Below are 21,833 nucleotides of genomic sequence, written 5' to 3'. Positions count from 1 at the left end.
TTTCGACCCGCGGCCCACGGGCCGGCGACTCGCTCGCCGCGCTCGGGGGCCTTGATGTGACGCCCGATACATGTTACCAATACATCATGAGCAGTAACATTAGTAACGCAACGGTGGTGGTACTCGCCGACCCCGCAATCCAGCTGCCGGGCGAGGGTGCGATCCCACTCCCGCCCGAACTGCACGCCAATCAGACGGCCGCGTGGATCGTGATCGTCCTGCTGTACGCGGGCGCGGCCGCGGCGGTGGGCTGGGCGGCGTGGAAGCTGTTCCGCCACCGCGAGGTACTACCGTCGATGCTGGTCGTGGCTGGTTTTATCGCGGCCAATATCGAGCCCCTCGGTGACCAGGCGGGCCTGGTCAAGTACGCGGCCGACATCCCGTGGTTCCACTACTCGATCATGGGACGCTCGATGCCGGCCTTCATCCTGGTCGGCTGCATGCCGTATGTGGCGGTGGGCGGGTACTACGCCTATCACTACATCGCCGAGGGCCGGTCGCTGCGGGACATCTTCATGCTGTCGGCCGTCTACGTGGGCGTGCCCGAGATCGTCGCCGAGATGCTGCTGCACCACTGGGGGATCATCGTCTACTACGGCGACAATCCGACCCGCATCCTGGGCATCCCCCTGTACTCCATCGTCCAGAACACCACCCTGCTGCCGGTCTACGGCATCGTCATCTATTTCGGTGTGCGCTATCTGCGTGGGGCGCAACTGTTCTGGATGATCCTGTTCATCCCCGCGCTCACGATCGGCTACATCCTGGGCGTGAGCTGGCCCGTCTACCAGGCCGTGCAGTCCTCGGCGCCATGGCCGATCACGTGGGCCGCGGGCCTGATCGTCTGCGTCACCTCGCTGGCCGTCACCTACGCGCTGCTGCAGATTCCCGTCCTGCGTGAACTGCGTGAACGCGCCGTGACCGCACCCGATGGCGGCTATGCCACCGCCGCCGACATCGTCTGAAAATCGTTGTGAAGGAAGGTATTCCCATGGTTTCGGCCAATTCCGCCCAGGATCGAACCGGCCTGGGTCTCGTCGCGCCCGCGCCGCCCGGACCCCGCGGCTGGGCCGCACTGGAAATGTGGCGGGGCATGGTGATCGACCCCTATCTCTACCCGGGGAAGATCACCGAGAAGTACGGTGACGTCGTCTCGCTCCCGGTTCCCGGCGCCGATATCGTGCTGCTCGGCTCCCTCGACCACATCAATCACGTCCAGGTCGGCAATGCCGCCAACTACAAGCGCGCGTTCTGGGTCACCGAGTACGAGAAGCCGGTCGAGCACGAGTTCCGGTTCTTCGCCTTCGACGACGCCGACTGGGCGCGCGGCCGCCGGATGATGAAGCCGCATCTCACCAAGAAGTCGCTGCTCGATCTGGAATCGCTGTTCGACGAGGCGATTTCGGAGCAACTCGACCACTGGGAGCGGTTGGCCGACACCGGCGAGACCTTCGATCTGCAGCGCCGGATGAAGGTGCTGACGGTCGCGGTCCTGTTCAACGCTCTGTTCTCGCGCCGGCTCACCGAGGCCCGGCTGCAGTGGGTCATCGACCACCTGATCGACATCATGGGGGCCATGACCGCGCGCACCCTGATGTGGTCGGTGCCGACCCAGATTCCGCGGCTGTGGGAGCGGCGCGGTATTCGGGCGCAGCGCGAACTCGATCTGTTCCTGACCGACATCGTCGCCGAGCGGCGTGCCAACCCCACCGACAGCGGCGACATGCTCAATGTGCTGCTCGCCGCGACCTATGACGACGGCACCCCACTAGAGGACGACAAGGTGCTCGCGGAAATGGTGGGCCTGGTCGTCGGCGGGTTCGACACCACCTCCGCCGCACTGACCTGGACCTTCGGTCAGGTCGCCCGGCATCCCGAGGTGGAGGAGCGGCTGTTGTACGAGCTCGACTCCGCCGGGGGCGGCTCGCTCTCGCCCACCGAAACCAGCAATCTGGTCTATGCGCGTGCGTGTTTCGACGAGGCGCAGCGGTTGCAGGGCGGGCTGGTCATCAATCCGAAGGTGGCCATCGACGACGATGTGATCGGCGGCTACCGCATCACGGCGGGCACCACGGTGGTCAGCTCCAACATCTCGATCCAGCGCGACCCTCGGTACTGGGACGACCCGGCGCGGTACAACCCGGACCGCTGGCTGGACCGCACGGTCCGGCGTGACGCGTACATCCCGTTCGGTCGCGGTGCCCGGCTGTGCCTGGGCATGCACATGGCCTACATCGAGGGCACGCACACCGTGGCGGGCGCATTCAAACGCTTTCGGGTCGAGGTGGATCCGCGCCACCGCCTGGAGCCCAAGTACCGGATGACGGTGGAGATGAAGAACGGGCTGCCGGTCAAACTGGTCAAGCGGGGCTGAGCCCGGCTACACCACCCAGGACCACAAATAGGTGTGTTTGGTCGTGGTGAACGCCTCGAACGTCTCGATCCGGCGGATGCCGGGCAGCAGCGCGATCTCGTTGAGCAACGCCGAGAGCAATGCGGCCCGCGTCGGTGCGAAGGCGGTCGCGATGAAGTCGAATTCGCCGAGGGTCCGGCTCAGTTGCGGGAGATCGGCGCGGGCGAGCAGTGCGCCCGCGGCCTCGTCGAATCGGCCGTCGCGGACAGTGATTCCGACGAAGGCGTATGCCCCGATCCCGAATTGGGAGATATCCGATACCGCCTGGATCCGGATCACGTTGTCCGCCAGCAGACGTTTGATCCGGGACCGTACGGTGCCTTCGGAGATATCGAGTTCCGCGGCGATGCTGCGGTTACTGCGGCGGGCGTCGACCTGGAGGTTGTCGATGATCGCGAGATCGAGTTCATCAGCGGTGTCGCTTGGCCGGGCAGTCGGTACCGTACCCGGGTCCACCGACAGCAACCCCCAGTCGGAGTCGAACCGGAGCACATCGAGCACCGGGTATCCGCGCACCTGGTCGACGCCGGGGATGCTGGCCAGCGTCACGCCCAGCAACTCGGCCAGATGGGTGCGGTCGCGACCCAGGATGGGCACGATCAGATCGTGACGGCCGGTGGTGATCGTGACGGAGATGCTTTCCGGTAGCGCGGCCACGTCGGCGGCGATCTGCAGGGCGGGGCGTTCACTGACGTTCAGAGCGGCGAAAGCGAACTCCCGGTGCCCGAATACTCGCATGTCCGTCACCGCGACGACCCGCATGACGTCGCACTCCTCCAGGCGGCGGATGCGCGCGGCCACCGTTATCTCGTTGATGCCCAAGGCATTCGCCAGCGAACGGTTGGTCTCGCGGCCGTCGACGCGCAGGCGGGCGAGCAGGGCGCGATCGAGCTCGTCCAGCGGTTCGACGTCGACGCGGGTCATGGCAGCGAGTATCGCAGAACTCGTGCCCGCGCCGGTCAACGCGCCGGCCGAGTATCTGAGTGGTGCTCAGAAATCCAATATTCCTGGGCTGGTTAATTCGTGTGGATGGTGCGTTGACCACTTGAGATCAGCGCAGTTACAGTCATGAATGGCACTCGGAAATGAATGAGTGCCACTCATGAAAGGGCCCTGATGGCTGAAGCATTCATCTACGACGCCATCCGCACCCCACGCGGAAAAGGCAAGAAGACCGGTGCGCTGTACACGGTCAAACCCATCGACCTGGTGACCGGGTTGATCAAGGACCTGCTCGCCCGGCATCCGCAGCTCGATCCGGCCGTGATCGACGACGTGATCCTCGGCGTCGTCAGCCCGGTCGGCGACCAGGGCGCGGATATCGCCAAGATCGCCGCGCTGGCGGCCGGATTGCCGCCCACCACCGCGGGCGTGCAGGTCAACCGCTTCTGCGCCTCGGGTCTGGAGGCTGTGAACACGGCGGCCCAGAAGGTCGCATCCGGTTGGGAGTCACTGATTCTGGCCGGTGGCGTGGAATCCATGTCGCGGGTGCCGATGGGGTCCGACGGCGGCGCGTACGTGCTGGATCCGGCGACGAACTACGACGGCCACCTGGTGCTGCAGGGCATCGGCGCCGATCTGATCGCCACCACCGAGGGCTTCGATCGCGGCGATGTCGACGCCTACGCGGCCCGCTCGCATCAGCGGGCCGCGGCGGCCTGGTCGGGCGGGTACTTCGTGAAATCCGTTGTGCCGGTGCGAGACCGGACCGGGCAGGTGATCCTGGACCACGACGAGCTGCTGCGTCCGGAGACCACGGTCGAGACCCTGGCGGCGCTGCCGCTGTCCTTCGGCACACTCGGGGAGCTCGGCGGGTTCGATGCCGTCGCGCTGCAGCGGTACCACTGGGTCGAGCGGATGAATCACGTTCACCACCCTGGCAATTCGTCGGGCATCGTCGACGGCGCGTCGCTGGTGCTGATCGGCAGTGAGCAGGTCGGCAAGGAATTCGGGCTGACGCCGCGCGCCCGGGTCGTCGCCACGGCGGTGTCCGGTGCGGAACCGACGATCATGCTGACCGGTCCCACACCGGCGGCCCAGAAAGTGCTGGCCAAAGCGGGACTGACCGTCGACGACATCGACCTGTTCGAACTCAACGAGGCCTTCGCGGCGGTGGTGCTGAAGTTCCAGAAGGACCTCGGCATTCCGGACGACAAGATCAACGTGAATGGCGGGGCCATCGCCATGGGGCATCCGCTCGGCGCGACCGGCGGCATGCTCGTCGGCACGGTGGTCGACGAACTGGGGCGGCGCGGTGCCCGGCGCGCGCTCGTCACCCTGTGCGTCGGCGCGGGCATGGGCATCGCAACTATCGTCGAAAGGGTCTGACACATGCCGGACATCAAGTGGGACACCGATTCCGAGGGCATCGTCACGCTGACGATGGACGCCGAGGGCGCGTCGGCCAATACCCTCACCGAGCACTTTCAGCGCGAGTTCACCGACGTGGTGGCGCGGCTGGGCCGGGAACGGGAATCGATCACCGGCGTGATCCTGACCTCGGCGAAGAAGACCTTCTTCGCCGGGGCGGACCTGAATCGCATCCTCGCTACGGACCTGGCCGCGGTGCCCGCTCTGGCGGGTGAGCTGAACCTGATGAAGGCCAACCTGCGCAGGCTCGAGACGCTCGGTCTGCCGGTGGTGGCCGCCATCAACGGTGCGGCGCTCGGCGGGGGATACGAGCTCGCGCTGGCCTGCCACCACCGCATCGCGCTCGACGTTCGCGGCAGCGAGATCGGTTTGCCCGAGGTGACTCTCGGCCTGCTGCCCGCCGCCGGCGGCGTCACGCGCACCGTGCGCATGTTCGGTGTGCAGCAGGCGCTGACCCAGATCCTGTTGCAAGGTCAGCGCCGCAAGCCCGCAGCGGCCCTGCAGGCCGGGCTGGTCGACGAGCTCGCCGCGACCCCCGAGGAACTGCTTGCCAAGGCCCGCTCCTGGATCAAGGCGAATCCGGATGCGCAACAGCCCTGGGACACAAAGGGTTACCGCATTCCCGGCGGAACCCCCGCCGTGCCCGCCTTCGCGGCCAACCTGCCTGCGTTCCCCGCGAATCTGCGCAAGCAGCTCAAGGGGCAGCCGATGCCCGCGCCGCGCGCGGTCCTGGCCGCCGCCGTGGAGGGCACCCAGGTCGAGATCGACGGTGCCTTCCTCATCGAGACCCGCTACCTGATGGAGCTGGTCACCGGGCCGGTCGCGAAGAACATGATCCAGGCGTTCTTCTTCGACATGCAGACGATCACCAAGGGTTCCGCGCGTCCCGACGGCTATCCGGTGACTACGTTCGAGAAGGTCGTGGTGCTGGGTGCGGGCATGATGGGCGCGGGCATCGCTTACTCGCAGGCGCGGGCGGGCATGCGGGTCGTGCTGAAGGACGTCTCCATCGAGGCTGCCGAGAAGGGCAAGGACTACTCGAAGCGGTTGCTGGACAAGGCGGTTGTCACAGGGCGGATGACCGTCGAGCAATGCGACGAAATTCTGGATCGCATCCATCCGACCGCCGACTACGCCGACTGCGCGGGTGCGGACCTGGTGGTGGAGGCGGTGTTCGAGGATCCGGCGCTGAAGCGGGCCGTCTTCGCCGATGTGGAGCAGGTGCTGAAGCCGGACGCACTGCTGGGATCGAACACCTCTACGCTGCCGATCACCGAACTGGCGCAGGGTGTTTCGCGTCCGGAGGACTTCATCGGACTGCACTTCTTCTCGCCGGTGGACAAGATGCCGCTGGTCGAGATCGTCGTGGGGGAGAAGACCAGCGACGCGGCGCTGGCCAAGGCCATCGACTACACCTTGGCCATCAAGAAGACGCCGATCGTGGTCAACGACAGCCGGGGCTTCTTCACCAGCCGGGTCATGGCCGGATTCCTCTTCGAAGCGGTCGCCATGCTGGGCGAGGGCATCAGCCCGGTCTCGATCGAACAGGCCGGGGTCCAGGCCGGATTCCCCTCTCCGCCACTGCAAGTCCTCGACGAACTCACCCTCACCCTCCCGCTGAAGATCAACAATCTGATGCGCGAGGCGTTCGAAGCGCAGGGCAAGGTGGTGACCGGCGTCGAAGCCGGCCCGGTGCTGGAACGCCTCGTCACCGAGCACCACCGCGGCGGCCGATCCACCGGCGCCGGCTTCTACGACTACGACAGCGACACCGGCAAGCGCGTCGGCCTGTGGCCCGGCCTGCGCGAAATCTTCGGTGGCACCACCGAGATTCCGTTCGAGGACATGAAAGAGCGCATGCTCATCCTCACCGCGCTCGAAACAGTCCGCTGCTTCGACGAAGCCGTCCTGCGCTCGGTCCCCGAAGCCAATATCGGCTCGATCCTCGGCATCGGCTACCCCGCCTGGACCGGTGGAGTCATCCAGTACATCAACCAATACGACGGTGGCGTCCCAGGTTTCGTAGCCCGAGCCACCCAACTGGCCGACCGCTACGGCTCCCGCTTCCAGCCCCCGGCCAGCCTGACCGACCTGGCCGCATCCGGAAAACCCTTCGAATAGCCAGCATGGGCGGCGGCAATAGCCGCCGCCCATCGCGGACGAGACTTGTTGTGGTTCAGCGCTTCTGTTGTCGACCGATCCTGGCAATCCGTACCCTCGATAGTGGCCGGTGGTCGAACCTGGCGCAGGGGGGAATGATGAGCGCGCGATTGCTCGGGGCTGCGGCGCTGACAACGTTCGTCGGCGCGGCGCTGCTGGACACGGCTTTTGCCTGGTCCCCGGAGCCTTGGCTCGTCTGGCCGGGAGCTGTGCTGTTCGTGGCAGGAATAGTGGGGATGTTCGTTCTTGTTCCGTGAACTGACTCCACCGCGAGCCTGTTCGAGTCAGTAGGTACGGGGTCCGCGCTTTTCCACCATGTCGGCGATCTCGGTGAAACCTGGTGGGGGCCAGGGGTGGGCGAGGTTGTCGCGGGCGCCGTCGAGGGTGAGGACGGTGCCGGAGAGGTAGTCGCCAGCGGGGGAGGCGAGATAGGTTATGAGCCAGGCGAATTCGGATTCGGTGCCGTAGCGGCCGAGGGGGATGGTGGTGAGGGCGGCTTCTGTTACGCCGGGTGGGTATTTGCCGCGGAGGGCGCTGGTGTTCATGTGGCCGGTGGCCACGGCGCACAGGCGTATTCCGAAGCGGGCCCATTCGACCGACAGGGTGCGGGTCAGGTTTTCTACCGCGGCGCGGGCGGCGGCGGAGTGGGCCAGGCCCGGGAAGCCGTGGTGGGGGGATAGGGTGACGTTGAGGATCTTGCCGCGGGTTTGGGGGATCATGGCTTTCGTGGCGGCGGCGTGGGTCATCAGCCAGGTGCCCATGATGTTCAGGTCGAGGACGGTGCGGAAACCCTTGGGGGTGATGCGTTCCGCGGGGCACATGAATTGGCCGCCGGCATTGTTGACCAGGGTGTCGACGCGGCCGTGGCGTTCGACGACCGTGTCGAAGAAGTCGTCCACGGCGTACTCGTCGCGGATGTCGAGGGGGTATGCGGCGGCTGTGGCGCCGAGTGCGGCGATGGCGGCGGCGGTGTCGATGATCGGTTCGGGGCGGCGGCCGCACACCACGACGGTGGCGCCGCAGCGCGCCAGTTCGAGCGCTGCGGCGCGGCCCAGTCCGGTGCCCGCGCCGGTCACGACGCAGACCTGACCGGCCAGGACCTCTGGGGCGAAGATCCGGGAAGTCACGCGAAGCCGTCCATGCTCGACAGCACGCGCATCATCACCTCGTCGGCGCCGCCGCCGATGGACAGCAGCCGGCTGTCGCGGAAGAAGCGGGCGGTCCAGGTTTCCTCGATGTAGCCGATGCCGCCGTGCACCTGGACACACCAGTCGGCGACCTGGCGGGACAGGCGGCCCGCCTCGAGTTTGGCGATGGTCGCCATGCGGGTGACGTTGCCGCCGTCCATGAACTGCTCGGCGATGGCATGGTTGTAGACGCGCAGCATGTCGACCCGGGTCGCGAATTCGGCGTACTGGTAGGCGAGATACTGCTGGGAGCTGAGCGGCTGCCCGAATATTTTGCGCTGCTTGGCGTAGTCGCGGGTGCGTTCGAGGGCGATCGTCATCGTGGTCGGCACCGAGTAGCAGCCCCACATGCGCTCCATGACGAACTGCTCCATCTGCTGCTGGAAGCCGCGGCCGATGGAGCCGATGGTGTTGGAGACCGGGACGCGCACGTCGTCGAAGGACAGCACCCCGGTGTCGGATGCGCGCATGCCGAGCTTGTCCAGTTTCTTGGCCACCGTGAAGCCGGGGGTGTTCGTCGGCACGATGATCTGGCTCATGCCGCGGTAGCCGCCCTCGTCGGAGGTGCGGACCAGCACACACAACCAGTCGGCCTGAACGGCGTTGGTGATGAAGATCTTCGAACCGTTGATGATCCAGTCGCCGCCGTCGCGGCGGGCGTGGGTGCGCAGTCCCGCCACGTCGGAACCGGCGTCCGGTTCGGTGATGGCGACGGCCGCGATCATCTCGCCGCGCATGGCCGGCGCCAGGTACGCCTGCTTGAGTTCGCGGGTGCCGTACTTGTGCAGTGACGGGGTGGCCATCGCGTTGTGCACGCCGAATGCCATGGGGAACGAACCGTTCTCGACGCGGCCCAGCTCCTCGGCGAGCACCAGTGTGAACAGGTGGTCGGCGCCCTGGCCCCCGTATGCGGGATCGTAGTCCAGACCGACGAAGCCCAATTTCGCCATCTCGGAGATCAATTCGTGCAGCGGCATGATGCCCGCCGCTTCCCACTCGTCGATGTGCGGGTTGATCCGCTGCTCGACGAATCGGCGGACGGAGTTGCGGAACTGGTCGTGCTCAGGAGTGAAGACAGGCATAGGTCACCTATTCGTTCGAAGTGAGATCGGCAGAAGCCAATTGGAGAAACTGCGCCGCGGGAATGTGCACCGGCATATCCAGCAGCTGCTGCGCGGCCGCCTTGCCCTGCGGGTCCACCCGCAGGGAGAGCGTCCCGCCCGCGCCGAGCCCTCGGCGCAGCAGGAAATTGACGCCGTGGATGCCGGGCAGGGCGTACCGCTCCACCCGGGCTGCGCCGAAATGCGCCAGCCACTGCGCGACGCGGGCGGCGGTGACCTGGCGGTGAATGAGCGGCTCGAGTGCCGGATCCCGGGCGATGATGCCGATATTCACGTCGGCGCCCTTGTCGCCGCTGCGCCCGTGGGCGATCGCGATCAACGGGACCTCGACGGTCTCCCCATCGAATACGGAGTTCTCCCAGCCGTCCGGGGTTGCTTCCGGCACATCGGTTCCCTGCGGCCGGTCGATGGCGCGGCACCGCCCGACCGGGACGTCGCGCGGATCGATCGACCGGCCATCGATCAGGACGGACGCGGTCACGGTGTCGCGGGGCACGAGGAAGCTGTCGAGGCGCAGCACCGGCGACGGCTTCGGCAGCGCGCCGCCACCGCCCATGCCGGGCGGCCCGGACAGTCCCATGCAGGGGAATTCGCGAATGAACGCGCTGAGGGCGGCGGGGTCGTCGTGGTGGACAGCGACGCGGATCATGACCTCGCGTGCGGTGGGCCGGGCGGCGTGCGGGCCGTAGGTGTCCTCGGCCCCGATGATATCGATGTGCTCGGCCCGGAAGTCCGCGAAACCTCGCGCGGACAACAACTTCCGGCCGCGGGTCAGCAGGTCGGCGGCGACCCGGCGGGCCTTGGGCACGGCATCGCGGCCGCCGAGGAAGATGAGGATCTGGGCGCGGGACCCGTCGGGCACCTGGGCGCAGGCCTTCAGCGTCGGGGTCGGGCGCAGTCCGCGCGCGCCGCTCACCCGGACCCGATTCGGGCCGGTCTCCTCGACCCGCACCTGCGTCCAGTCGCACACGACATCCGGCAGCAGATAGGCGGCCGGGTCGCCGATCTCGTACACCATCTGCTCGGTGACGGTCCGGCGGTCGACGAGTCCGTCGGTGCCCTCCGGCGTGGTGACGGTGAAGGCGCCGTCGGCGGTCACCTCGGCGATCGGGTAGCCGCTCGTGGCCCAGCTGGTCGTGGACTGCCAGTCGGTGAGCAGACCGCCCGTGGACTGCGGGCCGCATTCGAGCAGGTGCCCGGCCAGGCTGCCCTGCGAGAGCTGGTCGAAATCATCTACAGCCCAGTCGAATTCGTGGATCAGCGGGCCGAGGACCAGTGCGCTGTCGGCGCAGCGTCCGGTGATGACGATATCCGCGCCCGCGTCCAGCGCGGCCGCGATGGGCCGCGCGCCCAGATAGGCGTTGAAACTGACCGGATTATCCGGAACCGCTGTGCCCCTGCTCATTTCGAGAAGCTCGGACGAGCGGAGGGTATCCAGGGCGGGCATCAGGTCATCGCCGGTGACCGTCGCTATCGAGACATCGACGCCGGCCCGGGCGGCCGCCGCGTACAGCACAGCGGCGGCGGCTTCCGGATTGATGCCACCGGCATTGGTGATCACCCGGATACCTCGGGACCGGAATTCGGCCAGGTTCGCGGCGATGATCGCGATGATGTCGCGGGCATACCCCTGGTCGGGATCCTTCATCCGAGCCTTGGTCAGCACCGCCATGGTGATCTCGGCGAGGGCCTCGTAGATGAGGTAGTCGCACCGCCCGTCGGCCAGCAGCTGCGGTGTGGCGAGGTACGAGTCGCCCCACATGCCCGCCGCACCGCCGATGGTGACGACCTTCCCGGCGGCTGCGCCGGCTGTTCGCTCGCTGCGCTCGCTCATGCGGTGTACCCGAACATCTTCGCGGCCCAGTCGGCGAGCGGCTCGCTGGCACCGCCCCCGATGCGGAAGATCCGCGCATCCCGATAATGACGTTCGACTTCCGTCTCGCGCATGAACCCCATGCTTCCGTGTAGTTGGGCGGCCTGGTCGACGACATACGAGCAGGCATCGGCCGCGGCGATCTTGGCCAGGCAGGTCTCGGCGACGAGCTGCTCGCCCGCGTCGTAGCGGGCCGCGATCGCGTGGGCGTAGGTCCGGGCCAGTTCGATGCGCTGGCGCATCTCGACCAGCTTGTGCTGAACCACCTGCCGGCTGATCAGCGGCCGCTCGAACGTGACCCGCGACTTCGTGTGCGCCACCGTCAGATCCAGGCAGCGCTGGGCCACCGCGCACGCCTGGATGGCCAGCGACAGGCGCTCCGACATCAACTGGTGCATGAGCAGCACGAATCCGCCGTTCTCCGGCCCGACGAGGTTCTCGACCGGCACTCGGCAGTCCTGGAAGGCGAGTTCGGCGGTATCCGAACAACGCCAGCCCAGTTTGTCGAGCTTGCGCGAGACCGTGAATCCCGGTGTGCCGGACTCGATGACGAGAATCGACAACCCGCCCGGACCCGCTGCACCGGTGCGGACCAGGGTGGTCACGAAATCCGCGCGAGTGCCGGAGGTGATGAACATCTTGCTGCCGTTGACCACGAAGTCCGAGCCGTCGCGGCGGGCGGTGGTTCGGGTGGCGGCCAGATCGGAACCGATATCGGCCTCGGTGACACCGAGCGAGCCGATCTTCTCACCGCGCAGCGCGGGCTTCACGAATCGTTCGATCTGATCCGGAGTCCCGAGCCTGAGCATGTGCGGCACCGCCACCGAGTGGGTGAACAGCGCGGCCAGCACACCGCTGGACGCCCCGCCCGCCACCATGCCCTCGGCCAGTACCAGGCTGTCGACCAGCGAACCGCCTTCGCCGCCTGCGTCCTCCGGGTAACCGACGCCGAGCAGCCCGGCGGCGGCCGCCTTCTTCGCGAGCTCGCGCGGCACCAGGCCGTCTCGCTCCCAGTCGTCGAGGTGGGGGGCGATCTCGCGCGCGGCGAATCCGCGCCCCGATTCCCGCAACGCCTGTCGCTCTTCGGTTTCGAACGGATCGCTCACTGTTCCTCCTTCGCGATGATGCGGACCAGCACCTCGTCCGTGGCGACCTGCTGTCCGGCAGCGGTGATCTCGGCGATCACGCCCGAGATGTCCGCGGTGACGGGACGTTCCATCTTCATGGCCTCCAGGACCAGTAGCGCCGACCCGGCGGCGACCTCGTCGCCGACCGCCGCGAAGACGGCCGTCACCGTGCCGTGCATGGGTGCGGCCAGCACACCACTGCCACCCGACTGCCCGGCATCCGATGGGGCGAGCAGGGTGTCACGCAGATCGAGATCCCGATCCGGCAGTGCGAGCAGCACATGGCCCGGTTCCGGCTGCCGCCCCCTGACACCGACGGCGACGCCGTCCAGGACGAGCGGATCGCCCAGCCGAGCATGATGGGTGTGGCTGTCGACCGTGATCCGCAACCCGTCCTCGGTGCGCTCGAGCCGAATCTCGTTGTTGCCGAACCTGATGACCGTTGACCGAGCGGCGGCATTGCTCCACCCGGACAGCCCGGGGGAGCGCGCTTCGGCGGCACGCTCCCGTTCGCGCTGCAGCCAAGCCGCCGCGATCGCGAGATGACGAGACGAAACAGACTGGGCCGCAGTGATATCGACCTCATCGAGAAAGGCTGTGGTAGCCCTACCCGTGGCGAATTCCGGATGCCGCAGGACGGCGGCGAGGAAGCTCCGGTTCGTGGTCGGGCCCAGCACGATGGTCTGCTCGAGCGCGGCGATCAGCCTCCGGACGGCCTCGTCGCGATCGGAGCCGTGGGCGATGATCTTGGCCAGCATCGGGTCGTAGTGGCTGCCGACCACGCTGCCGGTGGCGATGCCGGAGTCGACCCGCACCCCCGCGCCGATGGGCGGCCGCCATGCGACGATCTCCCCGGTGGCGGGCAGATATTCGTTGGCCGGGTCCTCGGCGTAGAGGCGCACCTCGATGGCGTGCCCGGTCGCGCGCACCTCGTCCTGGCCGATGGTGAGCCGTTCGCCCTGCGCCACCCGCAGCTGCCAGTCGACCAGGTCGAGCCCGGTCACCAGTTCGGTCACCGGATGCTCGACCTGCAGGCGGGTGTTCATCTCCAGGAACGAGAACTCGCCGTCCGCACCGAGCAGGAATTCCACCGTGCCCGCGCCGACGTAATCGATGCTGCGCGCCGCCGTGACCGCGGACGCGCACATGCGCCGCCGCAGTCCGGGATCCACTGCGGGACTGGGTGATTCCTCCACCACTTTCTGATGGCGGCGCTGCACCGAGCAGTCCCGCTCGCCCAGCGCGATGACATTGCCGTGCTCGTCACCGAGTACCTGGATCTCCACATGCCGGGGCCGCAGCAGCGCCCGCTCCAGCAACAGGACATCGGATCCGAAGGCGGACAACGCTTCCCGGCGCGCCGCAGCGATCGCGGCGGGGAGATCCGCGAGATCGGTGACCAGCCGCATGCCCTTGCCGCCACCGCCCGCCGACGCCTTCACCATGAGCGGGCAGCCGATCCGCGCACCCTCGGCCAGCAGCGTCTCCTCGGACTGATCCTCGCCCTGATATCCAGGCAGCATCGGCACGCCGGCCGCGGCCATCAGCCGCTTCGACGCCGCCTTGTCGCCCATGGCGCGAATCGCGTCCGGGCGTGGGCCGATGAACACGATGCCCGCGTCGGCGCACGCCTGCGCGAACTCGGCGCGCTCGGAGAGGAAGCCGTATCCCGGGTGAACAGCCTGTGCCCCGGTGGTTTTGGCCGCGTCGAGCAGCCGGTCGGCGTCGAGGTAGGACTCCCGGGCCGGACCCGGGCCGATGCGGACCGCGATATCGGCGGCCTGCACATGCGGTGCACCCGCGTCGGCGTCGGAATATACCGCGACGGTGCGATAGCCCTGGGCCCGCGCAGTGCGGATCACACGGACCGCGATCTCACCGCGGTTGGCGATGAGTACCGTATCGAATCTCATTGCGGCACCGCCCAGGACGGATCCCGCTTGGCCAGGAGGGACGCCACGCCCTCGCGCCCCTCAGCGCCGAGCATGGTCGCGGCGAACCGGGCCGCGGCGAGGTCGAGGAGCGCCTCGCGCGGCAGGTCGAACGCTGCGTGCGCGAGCTCCTTGGTGAGGGCGTTCGCGCCCGGCGCGCAGCGCAGAACCTGTCGCACCGCACGATCGACGGCATCATCCAATTCCGCTCTGTCGGTGACGATTTCGTCCACCAATGTCATCCGGTGGGCCTCCTCCGCATCGATCACCGCGGAGGTCAGCATGAGCCGCCGCGCATGGTGCGCGCCGATGCGCGCGATGACGAACGGCGAGATTTGTGCCGGGGTGAGCCCGAGCTTGGTCTCGGTGAGGGCGAATCGGGTCCGGGCCGTGGCGATGACGATGTCGGCGATGGACACCAGCCCCATGCCGCCCGCCATGGCCGCCCCCTCGACCGCGGCGATCACCGCGACCGGCAGCCGATCCCACGCAGCGAGCGCGGTGCCGTAGCCGCGGTTGACCGCGGCGATCTGCCCGGGATCGGGGGCATCGCCCTGGAAGGTGTCCCGGAACGACTTCAAGTCGCCACCGGCACAGAAGACGCCGCCCGCACCGCGCAGCACCACCGCACGCGCGTCGGAGCGGGGTACGTAGTCGGCGATGCGGTTGAGGCCGTCGAGTGCGGCCGCGGTGAGCGGATTGCGCTGCTCCGGACGATTCAACGTGACGTACAGGACGTCGCCGCGGTCGTCGAGCGCGATGTCCTCGAGATCGGGAAGTGCGGTTGTCATCTCACATCCTCGCTACGCCGAAGGTGACCGGCCGGGTGGTGTGCTGTGCGGCCTCGTCGGTGGTGGCCAAGAGGAAGGCCAGGACGCGACGGGTGTCGCGGGGGTCGATCACGCCGTCGTCGATGCCGCGGCCGGAGGCGTAGAACGCATCGGACTGGGATTGGATCAGGTTGCTCACCTCCTGCTCCCGCGCGGCGAAGGTCTTCTCGGACACCGTGAGCCCGCGGCGTTGCGCGGCGGCCTCGGCCACGATGCGCATGGTCGTGCCGGCCTGCTCGGGACCCATCAACCCGATGGTGGCATTCGGCCAGCCGAACAGGAACCGGGGGTCGTAGCCGCGGCCGCACATGCCGTAGTTCCCGGCGCCGAAGCTCGCGCCGATCATGAAGGTGAACTGCGGGGCCGTCGCATTCGCCACGGCCTGGATCATTTTCGAGCCGTGCTTGATCATGCCGCCGCGCTCGTAGGCCGTGCCGACCATGAAGCCGGTGGTGTTCTGCAGATAGGTGATCGGCGTGCCCACCTGGCTGCAATGCTGGATGAAGTGTGCCGCCTTGGTCGCGCCGTCATTGTCGATCGGCCCGTTGTTGCCGACGAATGCGACCGGGCGGCCATGGATCTCGGCCTCGACGCACACCGTCGCCGCGCCGTAGCGGCCCTTGAAGTCGGTCAGGTCGGAGCCGTCCGCGAGCCGTGCGACGACCTCGCGGACATCGTAGGGGCGGCGGTAGTCGAGCGGCACGACGCCAGCGATCTCATCGGGATCGTAGGCGGGGGCGGCGAAGGCCGCCGGGGCGAAACACGATGTCCGCGCGGCCCAGCCGGTGCGGGCGACCGCCTCGCGCACCAGCCGGATCGCGTCATTGTCGTCCTCGGCCAGATACTCGACCAGCCCAGAGACCTCGGCATGCATGCGAGCACCACCCAGGTCCTCGTCCGTGGCGATCTCGCCGGTGGCGGCCTTCAACAGTGGCGGACCCGCCAGAAACGCTCTGCCCCTGCCCTGTACGCCCACCACGACATCGGACAGCCCCGGCATGTACGCCCCACCCGCGGTCGAGGAGCCGTGCAGCACCGTGATGACCGGGATGCCCGCACTGGACAGCCGGGTCAGATTCGCGAACATCTCGCCGCCGCGGACCCAGCCCTCCACCCGGTAGGTCGGAATGCTGGCGCCCGCGCTCTCGACCAGATGCACGAACGGCAGCCGGTTCGCCGTCGAAATCTCCTGGCACCGCAAGACTTTCGAGATACCTGCGGCGGTGTACGCGCCGGCGTTGATGCCGGAGTCGGTGACCAGGATGACGCAGCGGACGCCCGCGACGAAGCCGATGCCCGCCAGCTGGCTGCCGCCCGGCACCGTGGTCGCGCGGTCGGTGTCGGACTGCCCGTTGTCCGACATCGCGTAGCCGATCATGTTCTGCAACTCCAGAAACGGTGCGCCCGGATCGAGGACCCGGGCCAGTCGCTCCCGCGGCAGGAGCTGGCCGCGCGCGGCGAACCGGCCTGCCGACGTCTCCGACGCGGCCCGGGCGCGATTCTCGAGGGCGCGCATCTGCTCGACCAGTGCGAGCATGCCCGCGCGATTCCGACGGAACTCCTCGCCGGCTGTGCTCACCCGGCTGCGAAACAGCGCCACGGCATCACCCATCTTTCTGAGTAGCACTCATTTTTGTGTCTCGACTGTAGGTGGGCAACGCTCAGGTCGTCAACGGTGTATCGATGTGGACCGGCCTAGCCGCAGTCAGCGGGTCGGTGAGTAATGCTCAGGTATCAGTGGGTCTTCGGCCGATTTGCCGCGCGGGCGCATGGCATACTTCGCGGTATGAGTGAGACTCAGCAGGATGTGCAGACCAAGGGTGAGCGGACCCGCGACGCCATCCGGGCGGCGGCCGACGCCTGCTTCCGGGAATTCGGGTTCGCCGCCACCAGCGCCGAGATCGCGCGCCGCGCGGGAGTCGTCGAGGGCACGGTGTTCCTGCACTACCGCAACAAGATGGGGCTGCTCACCGCCGTCACCAAGGACTTCTACGACCTGCTGCAGGCCGAGGCCGAGGAAACACTCGCCGTGTCCGGTGACCCCGTCACCAGGCTCCGCCGCCTGATCGACGGCTGGGCACGCCGCATCGAATCCGACTGGGACCTGATCTCGGTGTTCGTCCAGCGCTCCCAGGTCGAGCCGGACTCCGAGCTCGCGCGGACCATGACGACCCTCAACCGCCGCTACACCAGGCTGTTCACCCAGCTGATCGACCAGCTCAAGGAGATCGGCGGCCTCGCCTCCGAGACGCCCACCCCGCTGGTGCGGGACATCCTCTTCGGCACGCTGGAGCACACGGCGCGCGGAGAAGTGGTGGCAGGTAAGGAGATCCGAGTCAGGACCGTGGCCCAGCAGACCATCGACCTACTGGTCCGGCCGAGTGTCCCGACGCCCGATGACCGCCTGGCCAGGATCGAGGAGAAACTCGACCGGATTCTCGACCGACGGTCTTGATCGGCCACCAAGTCGTCGACGACTTATTGCGATCGGGCGGACCGATGCCGCGGTGGTGCGTGGACTGAAGGCTCAGTTGAAGCAGTCGTTGAGCGAGGCGTGGCACATTGATTCCGCAATGCCGGCCGGCAGAGAGTGCGTAACAACTGCGACTCGGATCGGGGGCCGGTTGCGGATGCCGGCGATACGCTGGGCGGTAGACGGAAGGTAAGCGTGTTGTGCACGTTGTTCGTGCACCGCCTAGTGAATCGAGCGTCGCTGATGGTCGACGATGATCCCCAGCGGACCCGCCGCGACATGCAGATGCCTGTGCTCGCGGAGTTGAGCGCATCCGGTTTCGAGGATGTGGAGGAGATCGGTCACGGCGGCTTCGGTGCGGTGTATCGGTGTCGGCAGGTGGCGCTGGACCGAACAGTTGCGGTGAAGGTGCTGACCGCCGAGTTGGATGCCGACAATCAAGCGAGATTCTTCCGTGAGCAGCAGGCCATGGGCCGGTTGACCGGGCATCCGAACATCGTCACGGTCCTGCATGTGGGAGTCACGGCGAGCGGGCGGCCGTATCTGGTGATGCCGTACTACCCTTTGGATTCCCTCGATGCCCGGATACGCCGGGAGGGGCCGATGCCGGTGGAGACGGTGCTGCAGATCGGGGTGAAGATCGCAGGCGCGCTCGCGGTCGCGCACCGGGTCGGCATCGTCCATCGCGATGTGAAGCCGGGCAACATACTGCTCACCGACTACGGGGACCCCGCGGTGACCGATTTCGGTATCGCGCGGATCGCGGGGGGATTCGAGACCGACTCGGGTGTTTTGACCGGGTCGCCGGCGTTTACGGCACCGGAGATGTTGAGCGGAGACTCGGTCACTCCGGCCGCCGATGTCTACGGACTCGGAGCGACGCTGTTCTCCGCGTTGACCGGACATGCCGCATACGAACGCCTGAGCGGTGAGCAGGTGGTGGCGCAGTTCTTACGAATCACCAGCCAACCGATACCGGATCTGCGTGACCGCGGGATCTCCGGTGACCTGGCGGCGTTGGTGGAGTCGGCGATGAACCCGGACCCGGCGGGGCGACCGTCGGTGACCGAGTTCGGCGAGGCGATGCAGGACGTGCAGCGTGCCCGCGGGGACCGAGTCACCGAAATGGCTTTCCACCGCGAGTCGACCGCGCGTCCTTCGAAAGATACTGCCCGAGAAAGGGACTGGACCGGCGGGTTACAGCCGGAGTTGACAAGTTTCATCGACCGTCGTGCCGAGACGGTAGAAGTGAAGAACCTGCTGGCGGTATCGCGGCTGGTGACTTTGGCAGGTATCGGCGGTGTCGGCAAAACGCGTCTGGCGCTTCGGGCTGCATCGAACTCCCGGTCCGAGTTCGGCGACGGGGTGCGGGTCATCGCGTTGGCCGACGTGCACGATCCGTCCCTGCTGGTCGATGTGGTCGCCGCCGGTCTGGGATTGCGAGGCGAGTCGGCTCGCCCGATGCGGGACGTTCTCATCGAATTCCTCCGGGGCCGAAATTTGTTGCTGGTGTTGGACAACGGCGAACAAGTCGTGGAGGCATTGGCTGTTCTTGTGGAGGCCGTGCTGTCGTCATGTCCGAATGTGCGGGTCCTCGTCACCAGTCGCGAACCTTTGGACATCGCTGGGGAAGCGGTGGTTCGGGTGCTGCCGCTGTCTGCTCCATCGGGCGAGGGCCTGCACCGATTGCGGGGGCTTCCCAAATACGATGCGGTCACATTGTTCGCCGAACGCGCCGCCGCCGTCGTGCCGGGATTCGAAATCACCGACGACAACAAGGACGCCGTCGCGGGCATCTGTTCGCGGCTGGACGGTCTACCGCTGGCGATCGAACTGGCGGCGGCTCGGATGCGAACCATGTCACCCGAGCAGATCCTGCAGCGGATGACCGACCGCTACACGCTGTTGACCCGCAGCATCCGGACGGCACCGAGACGGCAACAGACGCTGCGGTGGTGTATCGACTGGAGCTACCAACTGTGCACGCCGATCGAGCAGCAACTTTGGGTTCGACTGTCGATCTTCGCAGGGGGCTTCGAACTCGATGCCGCAGAACAGGTCTGCGGCGCGGACTGGGCTCCGGAAGATTTCCTGGACGCGTTGTCGACGCTGGTGGACAAGTCGATCGTGTTACGGGAGGAGCGCGACGGAACAGTGCGCTTCCGGATGCTCGAGACGGTACGTGAATACGGTCGAGAGCAACTGCGAGAGACAGGCGAAAGCGCCGAACTCGGTAGCCGCCACCGTAATTGGTTTTTGCGAATGGTGGTGAATGCCGAGTCCGAGTGGATCAGTGAGCGGCAGATTGGTTGGCTGCGCAGACTCGAGCGTGAGCAGGCCAATGTGCGGGACGCACTGGAATTTTCGCTGTCCGAGGACAGCGTGGAGGCGGCCGAAGCCGGCCTGAGCATGGCCGCTGCGCTGTTCCCGTTCTGGAGTTTTCGAGGTATGCAAGGAGAAGGCAGGCGTTGGCTCGAACGCGTCCTCGCGCATCCGCGGGCCGCTTCGGCCCCCGGGCGTCTCAGGGCACTCCATGCGAACATCGTCACCGCGGCGTTGCAACGCGACACCGACTCCGCGGAGTATTTGCTCGCGCAAGCGCGCGCAATCGTCGACCAGGACTCGAGTCCGATGAACCAGGCATTGATCGGATATGCGGAAGGGGCCGTGGCGTTGTACAAAGGCGACGCCGCTCGGGCGGTTTCATGCCTGACCCGCGCCGTCGACTTGATCGAGTCGGCGGGGCAGGATCGCCTGCGGGTCGAGATGTTGATGTTGTACGGCGTCGCGAGCGCGGCGGAAGGCGATATCGCACAGTCGATCAACTCTCACGAGGAGTTGCTGGCGATCACCGAAAGAAGCAGTGAAACCCTGTTTCGAGCCGGCGCCCTGTGGGGACTGGCTCTCGCCGTGCTCCACCGAGGGCACCGAAGCGAAGCGCAGAACATGCTGCAGCAATCGCTACAACTGGATCGAAGCGCACACAGTCCTGTGGTCGCAGCACTCGATCTCGAGGGGCTCGCCTGGACCGTCGCCGAAGGCGACCCCGGCCTGGCGGCCGTTCTCATGGGGGCTGCCGAGCGGCTGCTGAAATCGTCGGCCTCGGAGTTTTCTGTATATCCAGAGCTGGACCATGCTCATCACCAGTGCGAGACGGAAGTGCGTCGTGCGCTCGGTGACCGACGCTTCGAAACGGAATTTCGCCGCGGTTTATCGATGAGTCGTCGTGATGCTGTAGCCGTCGCGCTCGAGGAACCGAAACCGGAGATCGTGACCAGTTCCGGATCGAGCTTGACCAAGCGCGAACGCCAGGTCGCGGAGCTGGTTGCCCAAGGACTTACCAACCGGCAGATCGCCACCAAATTGGTGATCTCGCAACGCACCGCCCAAGGTCACGTCGAGCACATCCTGACAAAACTCGGCTTCACCTCCCGCGCCCAGATCGCGGCCTGGGTCGTGGAGTCAGCGGGTTCGGCCGAGGGGGCGTGATTGCCCGCGATCCTGGACGGAACGGGTGTGGATCCAGCGGCCTTGGCGAACCCTGACGCCGAAATCCAAGCAGGACAAGAACTTCGCATGGTGCGCAATATCGTCGCCGGAGTCGGAGATGTTCCGGGGATCGGATTGTTGGCAGTAAGTCTCGCGCTGTCTGCGAAATCGATCGTGGTTGGCATGGGGGAGGTATCGGTTGAGCCGGGGAAGTTGATTGCCGGTCGCTTGCTGTGTCGGGAAATTTGATCCACGAGTCGGCGTGTCGACACGCCGACTCGTGGGGTCTAACGCGGTGCGCGGTGGCGCCCGCCGGGTGCCCGCATTGGGGTGCCGCGTTGGCGGAGTGCGTCGCGGATGGTGCTGGCGGGGAAGCCGGTGAGGCGGCTACAGCTGACGAGTGAATGGCCGGCGAGGTAGAGCCGTTCGACGTGGTCGGTGTCGTTGGTGGTCATCGATTGGAATCGGCGGGGAACGTTGCGGTTGGTGAGCAGGTTGAGGACGGCGGTTTTGGAGATTCTGTAGCGCGCCGCGAGTTGCGTGGTCGAGGTGCCGTCGCGGTACGCGTGAAGGAGTTCTTCGACCGTCGCAGGGCCGAGGCGCCGCTCGATTCTGCGAGGCTCGCGAGGACGGTCCGCCGGAGGCTTCTTGTGTCGGCGGGGGCGTGGAGACGAGGGTCCGGTATCGATTTTGGCACGGGTGGTTTCGAGTTTGTGCAGGTCAGACCGTTTGGAATAACGCCCAGCCAGGTCCACTCAAATGGTCGGTTACCACATTCACCGTGGTGACCGGCCTTTTTGTGTCAGCGGTCGAAGCGGGTGTTGGTCCACGCGAGGAGGGCCGGGTAGCCGTTGTCGAG

General features: G+C 66.9%; 16 protein-coding genes. 7 read left to right on the top strand and 9 right to left on the bottom strand.

Going from position 1 to position 21,833, the window contains the following annotated elements:
* The first annotated feature begins 86 nt into the window (after nt 1-86).
* Entirely contained in the window at nt 87-965 is an 879-nt protein-coding gene (locus ACWEQQ_RS43100; RefSeq protein WP_452352309.1) for a hypothetical protein, read from the top strand.
* 26 nt (nt 966-991) lie between these two features.
* The gene (locus ACWEQQ_RS43095) at nt 992-2,374 is read left to right on the top strand and encodes a cytochrome P450 (RefSeq protein WP_452352308.1); all 1,383 of its coding nucleotides are present in this window, start codon (nt 992-994) and stop codon (nt 2,372-2,374) included.
* Between the two features lie 6 nt (nt 2,375-2,380).
* On the opposite strand, the gene ACWEQQ_RS43090 is transcribed toward ACWEQQ_RS43095, so the two are convergent.
* Nucleotides 2,381-3,337, bottom strand: coding sequence for an Lrp/AsnC family transcriptional regulator (locus ACWEQQ_RS43090; RefSeq protein WP_452352307.1), 957 nt, complete (start codon nt 3,335-3,337; stop codon nt 2,381-2,383).
* A 189-nt stretch (nt 3,338-3,526) separates the two neighbouring features.
* Here ACWEQQ_RS43090 and ACWEQQ_RS43085 point away from each other — a divergent pair, with 189 nt between their 5' ends.
* Nucleotides 3,527-4,741 carry an acetyl-CoA C-acetyltransferase gene (locus ACWEQQ_RS43085; RefSeq protein ID WP_452352332.1) on the top strand — a complete coding sequence of 405 codons (1,215 nt, stop codon included), beginning with the start codon at nt 3,527-3,529 and terminating at the stop codon, nt 4,739-4,741.
* A 3-nt stretch (nt 4,742-4,744) separates the two neighbouring features.
* Entirely contained in the window at nt 4,745-6,904 is a 2,160-nt protein-coding gene (locus tag ACWEQQ_RS43080) for a 3-hydroxyacyl-CoA dehydrogenase NAD-binding domain-containing protein (protein WP_452352306.1), read from the top strand.
* Between the two features lie 323 nt (nt 6,905-7,227).
* On the opposite strand, the gene ACWEQQ_RS43075 is transcribed toward ACWEQQ_RS43080, so the two are convergent.
* The 7 genes from ACWEQQ_RS43075 to ACWEQQ_RS43045 are packed head-to-tail and all read right to left on the bottom strand — an operon-like array spanning nt 7,228 to nt 16,624.
* The gene (locus ACWEQQ_RS43075) at nt 7,228-8,070 is read right to left on the bottom strand and encodes an SDR family oxidoreductase (RefSeq protein ID WP_452352305.1); all 843 of its coding nucleotides are present in this window, start codon (nt 8,068-8,070) and stop codon (nt 7,228-7,230) included.
* Nucleotides 8,067-9,212: an acyl-CoA dehydrogenase family protein gene (locus ACWEQQ_RS43070; protein WP_452352304.1), complete on the bottom strand. Its 1,146-nt coding sequence runs from the start codon at nt 9,210-9,212 to the stop codon at nt 8,067-8,069. The genes ACWEQQ_RS43075 and ACWEQQ_RS43070 overlap by 4 nt, the downstream gene beginning before the upstream one ends.
* A 7-nt stretch (nt 9,213-9,219) precedes the next feature.
* Nucleotides 9,220-11,085, bottom strand: a complete 1,866-nt coding sequence (locus ACWEQQ_RS43065; protein ID WP_452352303.1) for an acyclic terpene utilization AtuA family protein — start codon at nt 11,083-11,085, stop codon at nt 9,220-9,222.
* On the bottom strand, nt 11,082-12,230 hold the full coding sequence (locus ACWEQQ_RS43060) for an acyl-CoA dehydrogenase family protein (RefSeq protein WP_452352302.1): 1,149 nt from the start codon (nt 12,228-12,230) through the stop codon (nt 11,082-11,084). The genes ACWEQQ_RS43065 and ACWEQQ_RS43060 overlap by 4 nt, the downstream gene beginning before the upstream one ends.
* Nucleotides 12,227-14,164 (bottom strand): acetyl/propionyl/methylcrotonyl-CoA carboxylase subunit alpha, encoded by a 1,938-nt coding sequence (locus tag ACWEQQ_RS43055; protein ID WP_452352301.1) that lies wholly within the window; start codon nt 14,162-14,164, stop codon nt 12,227-12,229. The genes ACWEQQ_RS43060 and ACWEQQ_RS43055 overlap by 4 nt, the downstream gene beginning before the upstream one ends.
* Complete coding sequence (locus tag ACWEQQ_RS43050) at nt 14,161-14,973, bottom strand: enoyl-CoA hydratase/isomerase family protein (protein WP_452352300.1); 813 nt, start codon at nt 14,971-14,973, stop codon at nt 14,161-14,163. The genes ACWEQQ_RS43055 and ACWEQQ_RS43050 overlap by 4 nt, the downstream gene beginning before the upstream one ends.
* A gap of 1 nt (nt 14,974) precedes the next feature.
* Entirely contained in the window at nt 14,975-16,624 is a 1,650-nt protein-coding gene (locus tag ACWEQQ_RS43045; protein WP_452352299.1) for an acyl-CoA carboxylase subunit beta, read from the bottom strand.
* A 174-nt stretch (nt 16,625-16,798) separates the two neighbouring features.
* On the opposite strand from ACWEQQ_RS43045, the gene ACWEQQ_RS43040 reads away from it, so the two are divergent.
* The 3 genes from ACWEQQ_RS43040 to ACWEQQ_RS43030 all read left to right on the top strand — a co-directional run bounded on the left by ACWEQQ_RS43040 (nt 16,799) and on the right by ACWEQQ_RS43030 (nt 21,223).
* Entirely contained in the window at nt 16,799-17,467 is a 669-nt protein-coding gene (locus ACWEQQ_RS43040; protein ID WP_452352298.1) for a TetR/AcrR family transcriptional regulator, read from the top strand.
* Between the two features lie 261 nt (nt 17,468-17,728).
* Nucleotides 17,729-20,974, top strand: coding sequence for a protein kinase domain-containing protein (locus ACWEQQ_RS43035; RefSeq protein ID WP_452352297.1), 3,246 nt, complete (start codon nt 17,729-17,731; stop codon nt 20,972-20,974).
* The gene (locus tag ACWEQQ_RS43030) at nt 20,975-21,223 is read left to right on the top strand and encodes an AraC family transcriptional regulator ligand-binding domain-containing protein (RefSeq protein WP_452352296.1); all 249 of its coding nucleotides are present in this window, start codon (nt 20,975-20,977) and stop codon (nt 21,221-21,223) included.
* A gap of 38 nt (nt 21,224-21,261) precedes the next feature.
* Here ACWEQQ_RS43030 and ACWEQQ_RS43025 read toward each other — a convergent pair whose 3' ends face one another.
* On the bottom strand, nt 21,262-21,429 hold the full coding sequence (locus ACWEQQ_RS43025) for a hypothetical protein (RefSeq protein WP_452352295.1): 168 nt from the start codon (nt 21,427-21,429) through the stop codon (nt 21,262-21,264).
* Nucleotides 21,430-21,833: the final 404 nt, after the last annotated feature.

Source organism: Nocardia sp. NPDC004123 (genome assembly GCF_053603795.1).
Note: the sequence above shows the minus strand (reverse complement) of the source record. Positions and strands in the feature narration are given on the sequence as shown.

Excerpts from the sequence above, each read along its gene's own strand:
- ACWEQQ_RS43035 (WP_452352297.1), top strand. The coding sequence starts at position 17,729 with ATGGTCGACGATGATCCCCAGCGGACCCGCCGCGACATGCAGATGCCT.
- ACWEQQ_RS43065 (WP_452352303.1), bottom strand. The coding sequence starts at position 11,085 with ATGAGCGAGCGCAGCGAGCGAACAGCCGGCGCAGCCGCCGGGAAGGTC.
- ACWEQQ_RS43080 (WP_452352306.1), top strand. The coding sequence starts at position 4,745 with ATGCCGGACATCAAGTGGGACACCGATTCCGAGGGCATCGTCACGCTG.
- ACWEQQ_RS43095 (WP_452352308.1), top strand. The coding sequence starts at position 992 with ATGGTTTCGGCCAATTCCGCCCAGGATCGAACCGGCCTGGGTCTCGTC.
- ACWEQQ_RS43055 (WP_452352301.1), bottom strand. The coding sequence starts at position 14,164 with ATGAGATTCGATACGGTACTCATCGCCAACCGCGGTGAGATCGCGGTC.
- ACWEQQ_RS43025 (WP_452352295.1), bottom strand. The coding sequence starts at position 21,429 with ATGACCACCAACGACACCGACCACGTCGAACGGCTCTACCTCGCCGGC.
- ACWEQQ_RS43090 (WP_452352307.1), bottom strand. The coding sequence starts at position 3,337 with ATGACCCGCGTCGACGTCGAACCGCTGGACGAGCTCGATCGCGCCCTG.
- ACWEQQ_RS43040 (WP_452352298.1), top strand. The coding sequence starts at position 16,799 with ATGAGTGAGACTCAGCAGGATGTGCAGACCAAGGGTGAGCGGACCCGC.
- ACWEQQ_RS43070 (WP_452352304.1), bottom strand. The coding sequence starts at position 9,212 with ATGCCTGTCTTCACTCCTGAGCACGACCAGTTCCGCAACTCCGTCCGC.
- ACWEQQ_RS43045 (WP_452352299.1), bottom strand. The coding sequence starts at position 16,624 with ATGGGTGATGCCGTGGCGCTGTTTCGCAGCCGGGTGAGCACAGCCGGC.
- ACWEQQ_RS43050 (WP_452352300.1), bottom strand. The coding sequence starts at position 14,973 with ATGACAACCGCACTTCCCGATCTCGAGGACATCGCGCTCGACGACCGC.
- ACWEQQ_RS43100 (WP_452352309.1), top strand. The coding sequence starts at position 87 with ATGAGCAGTAACATTAGTAACGCAACGGTGGTGGTACTCGCCGACCCC.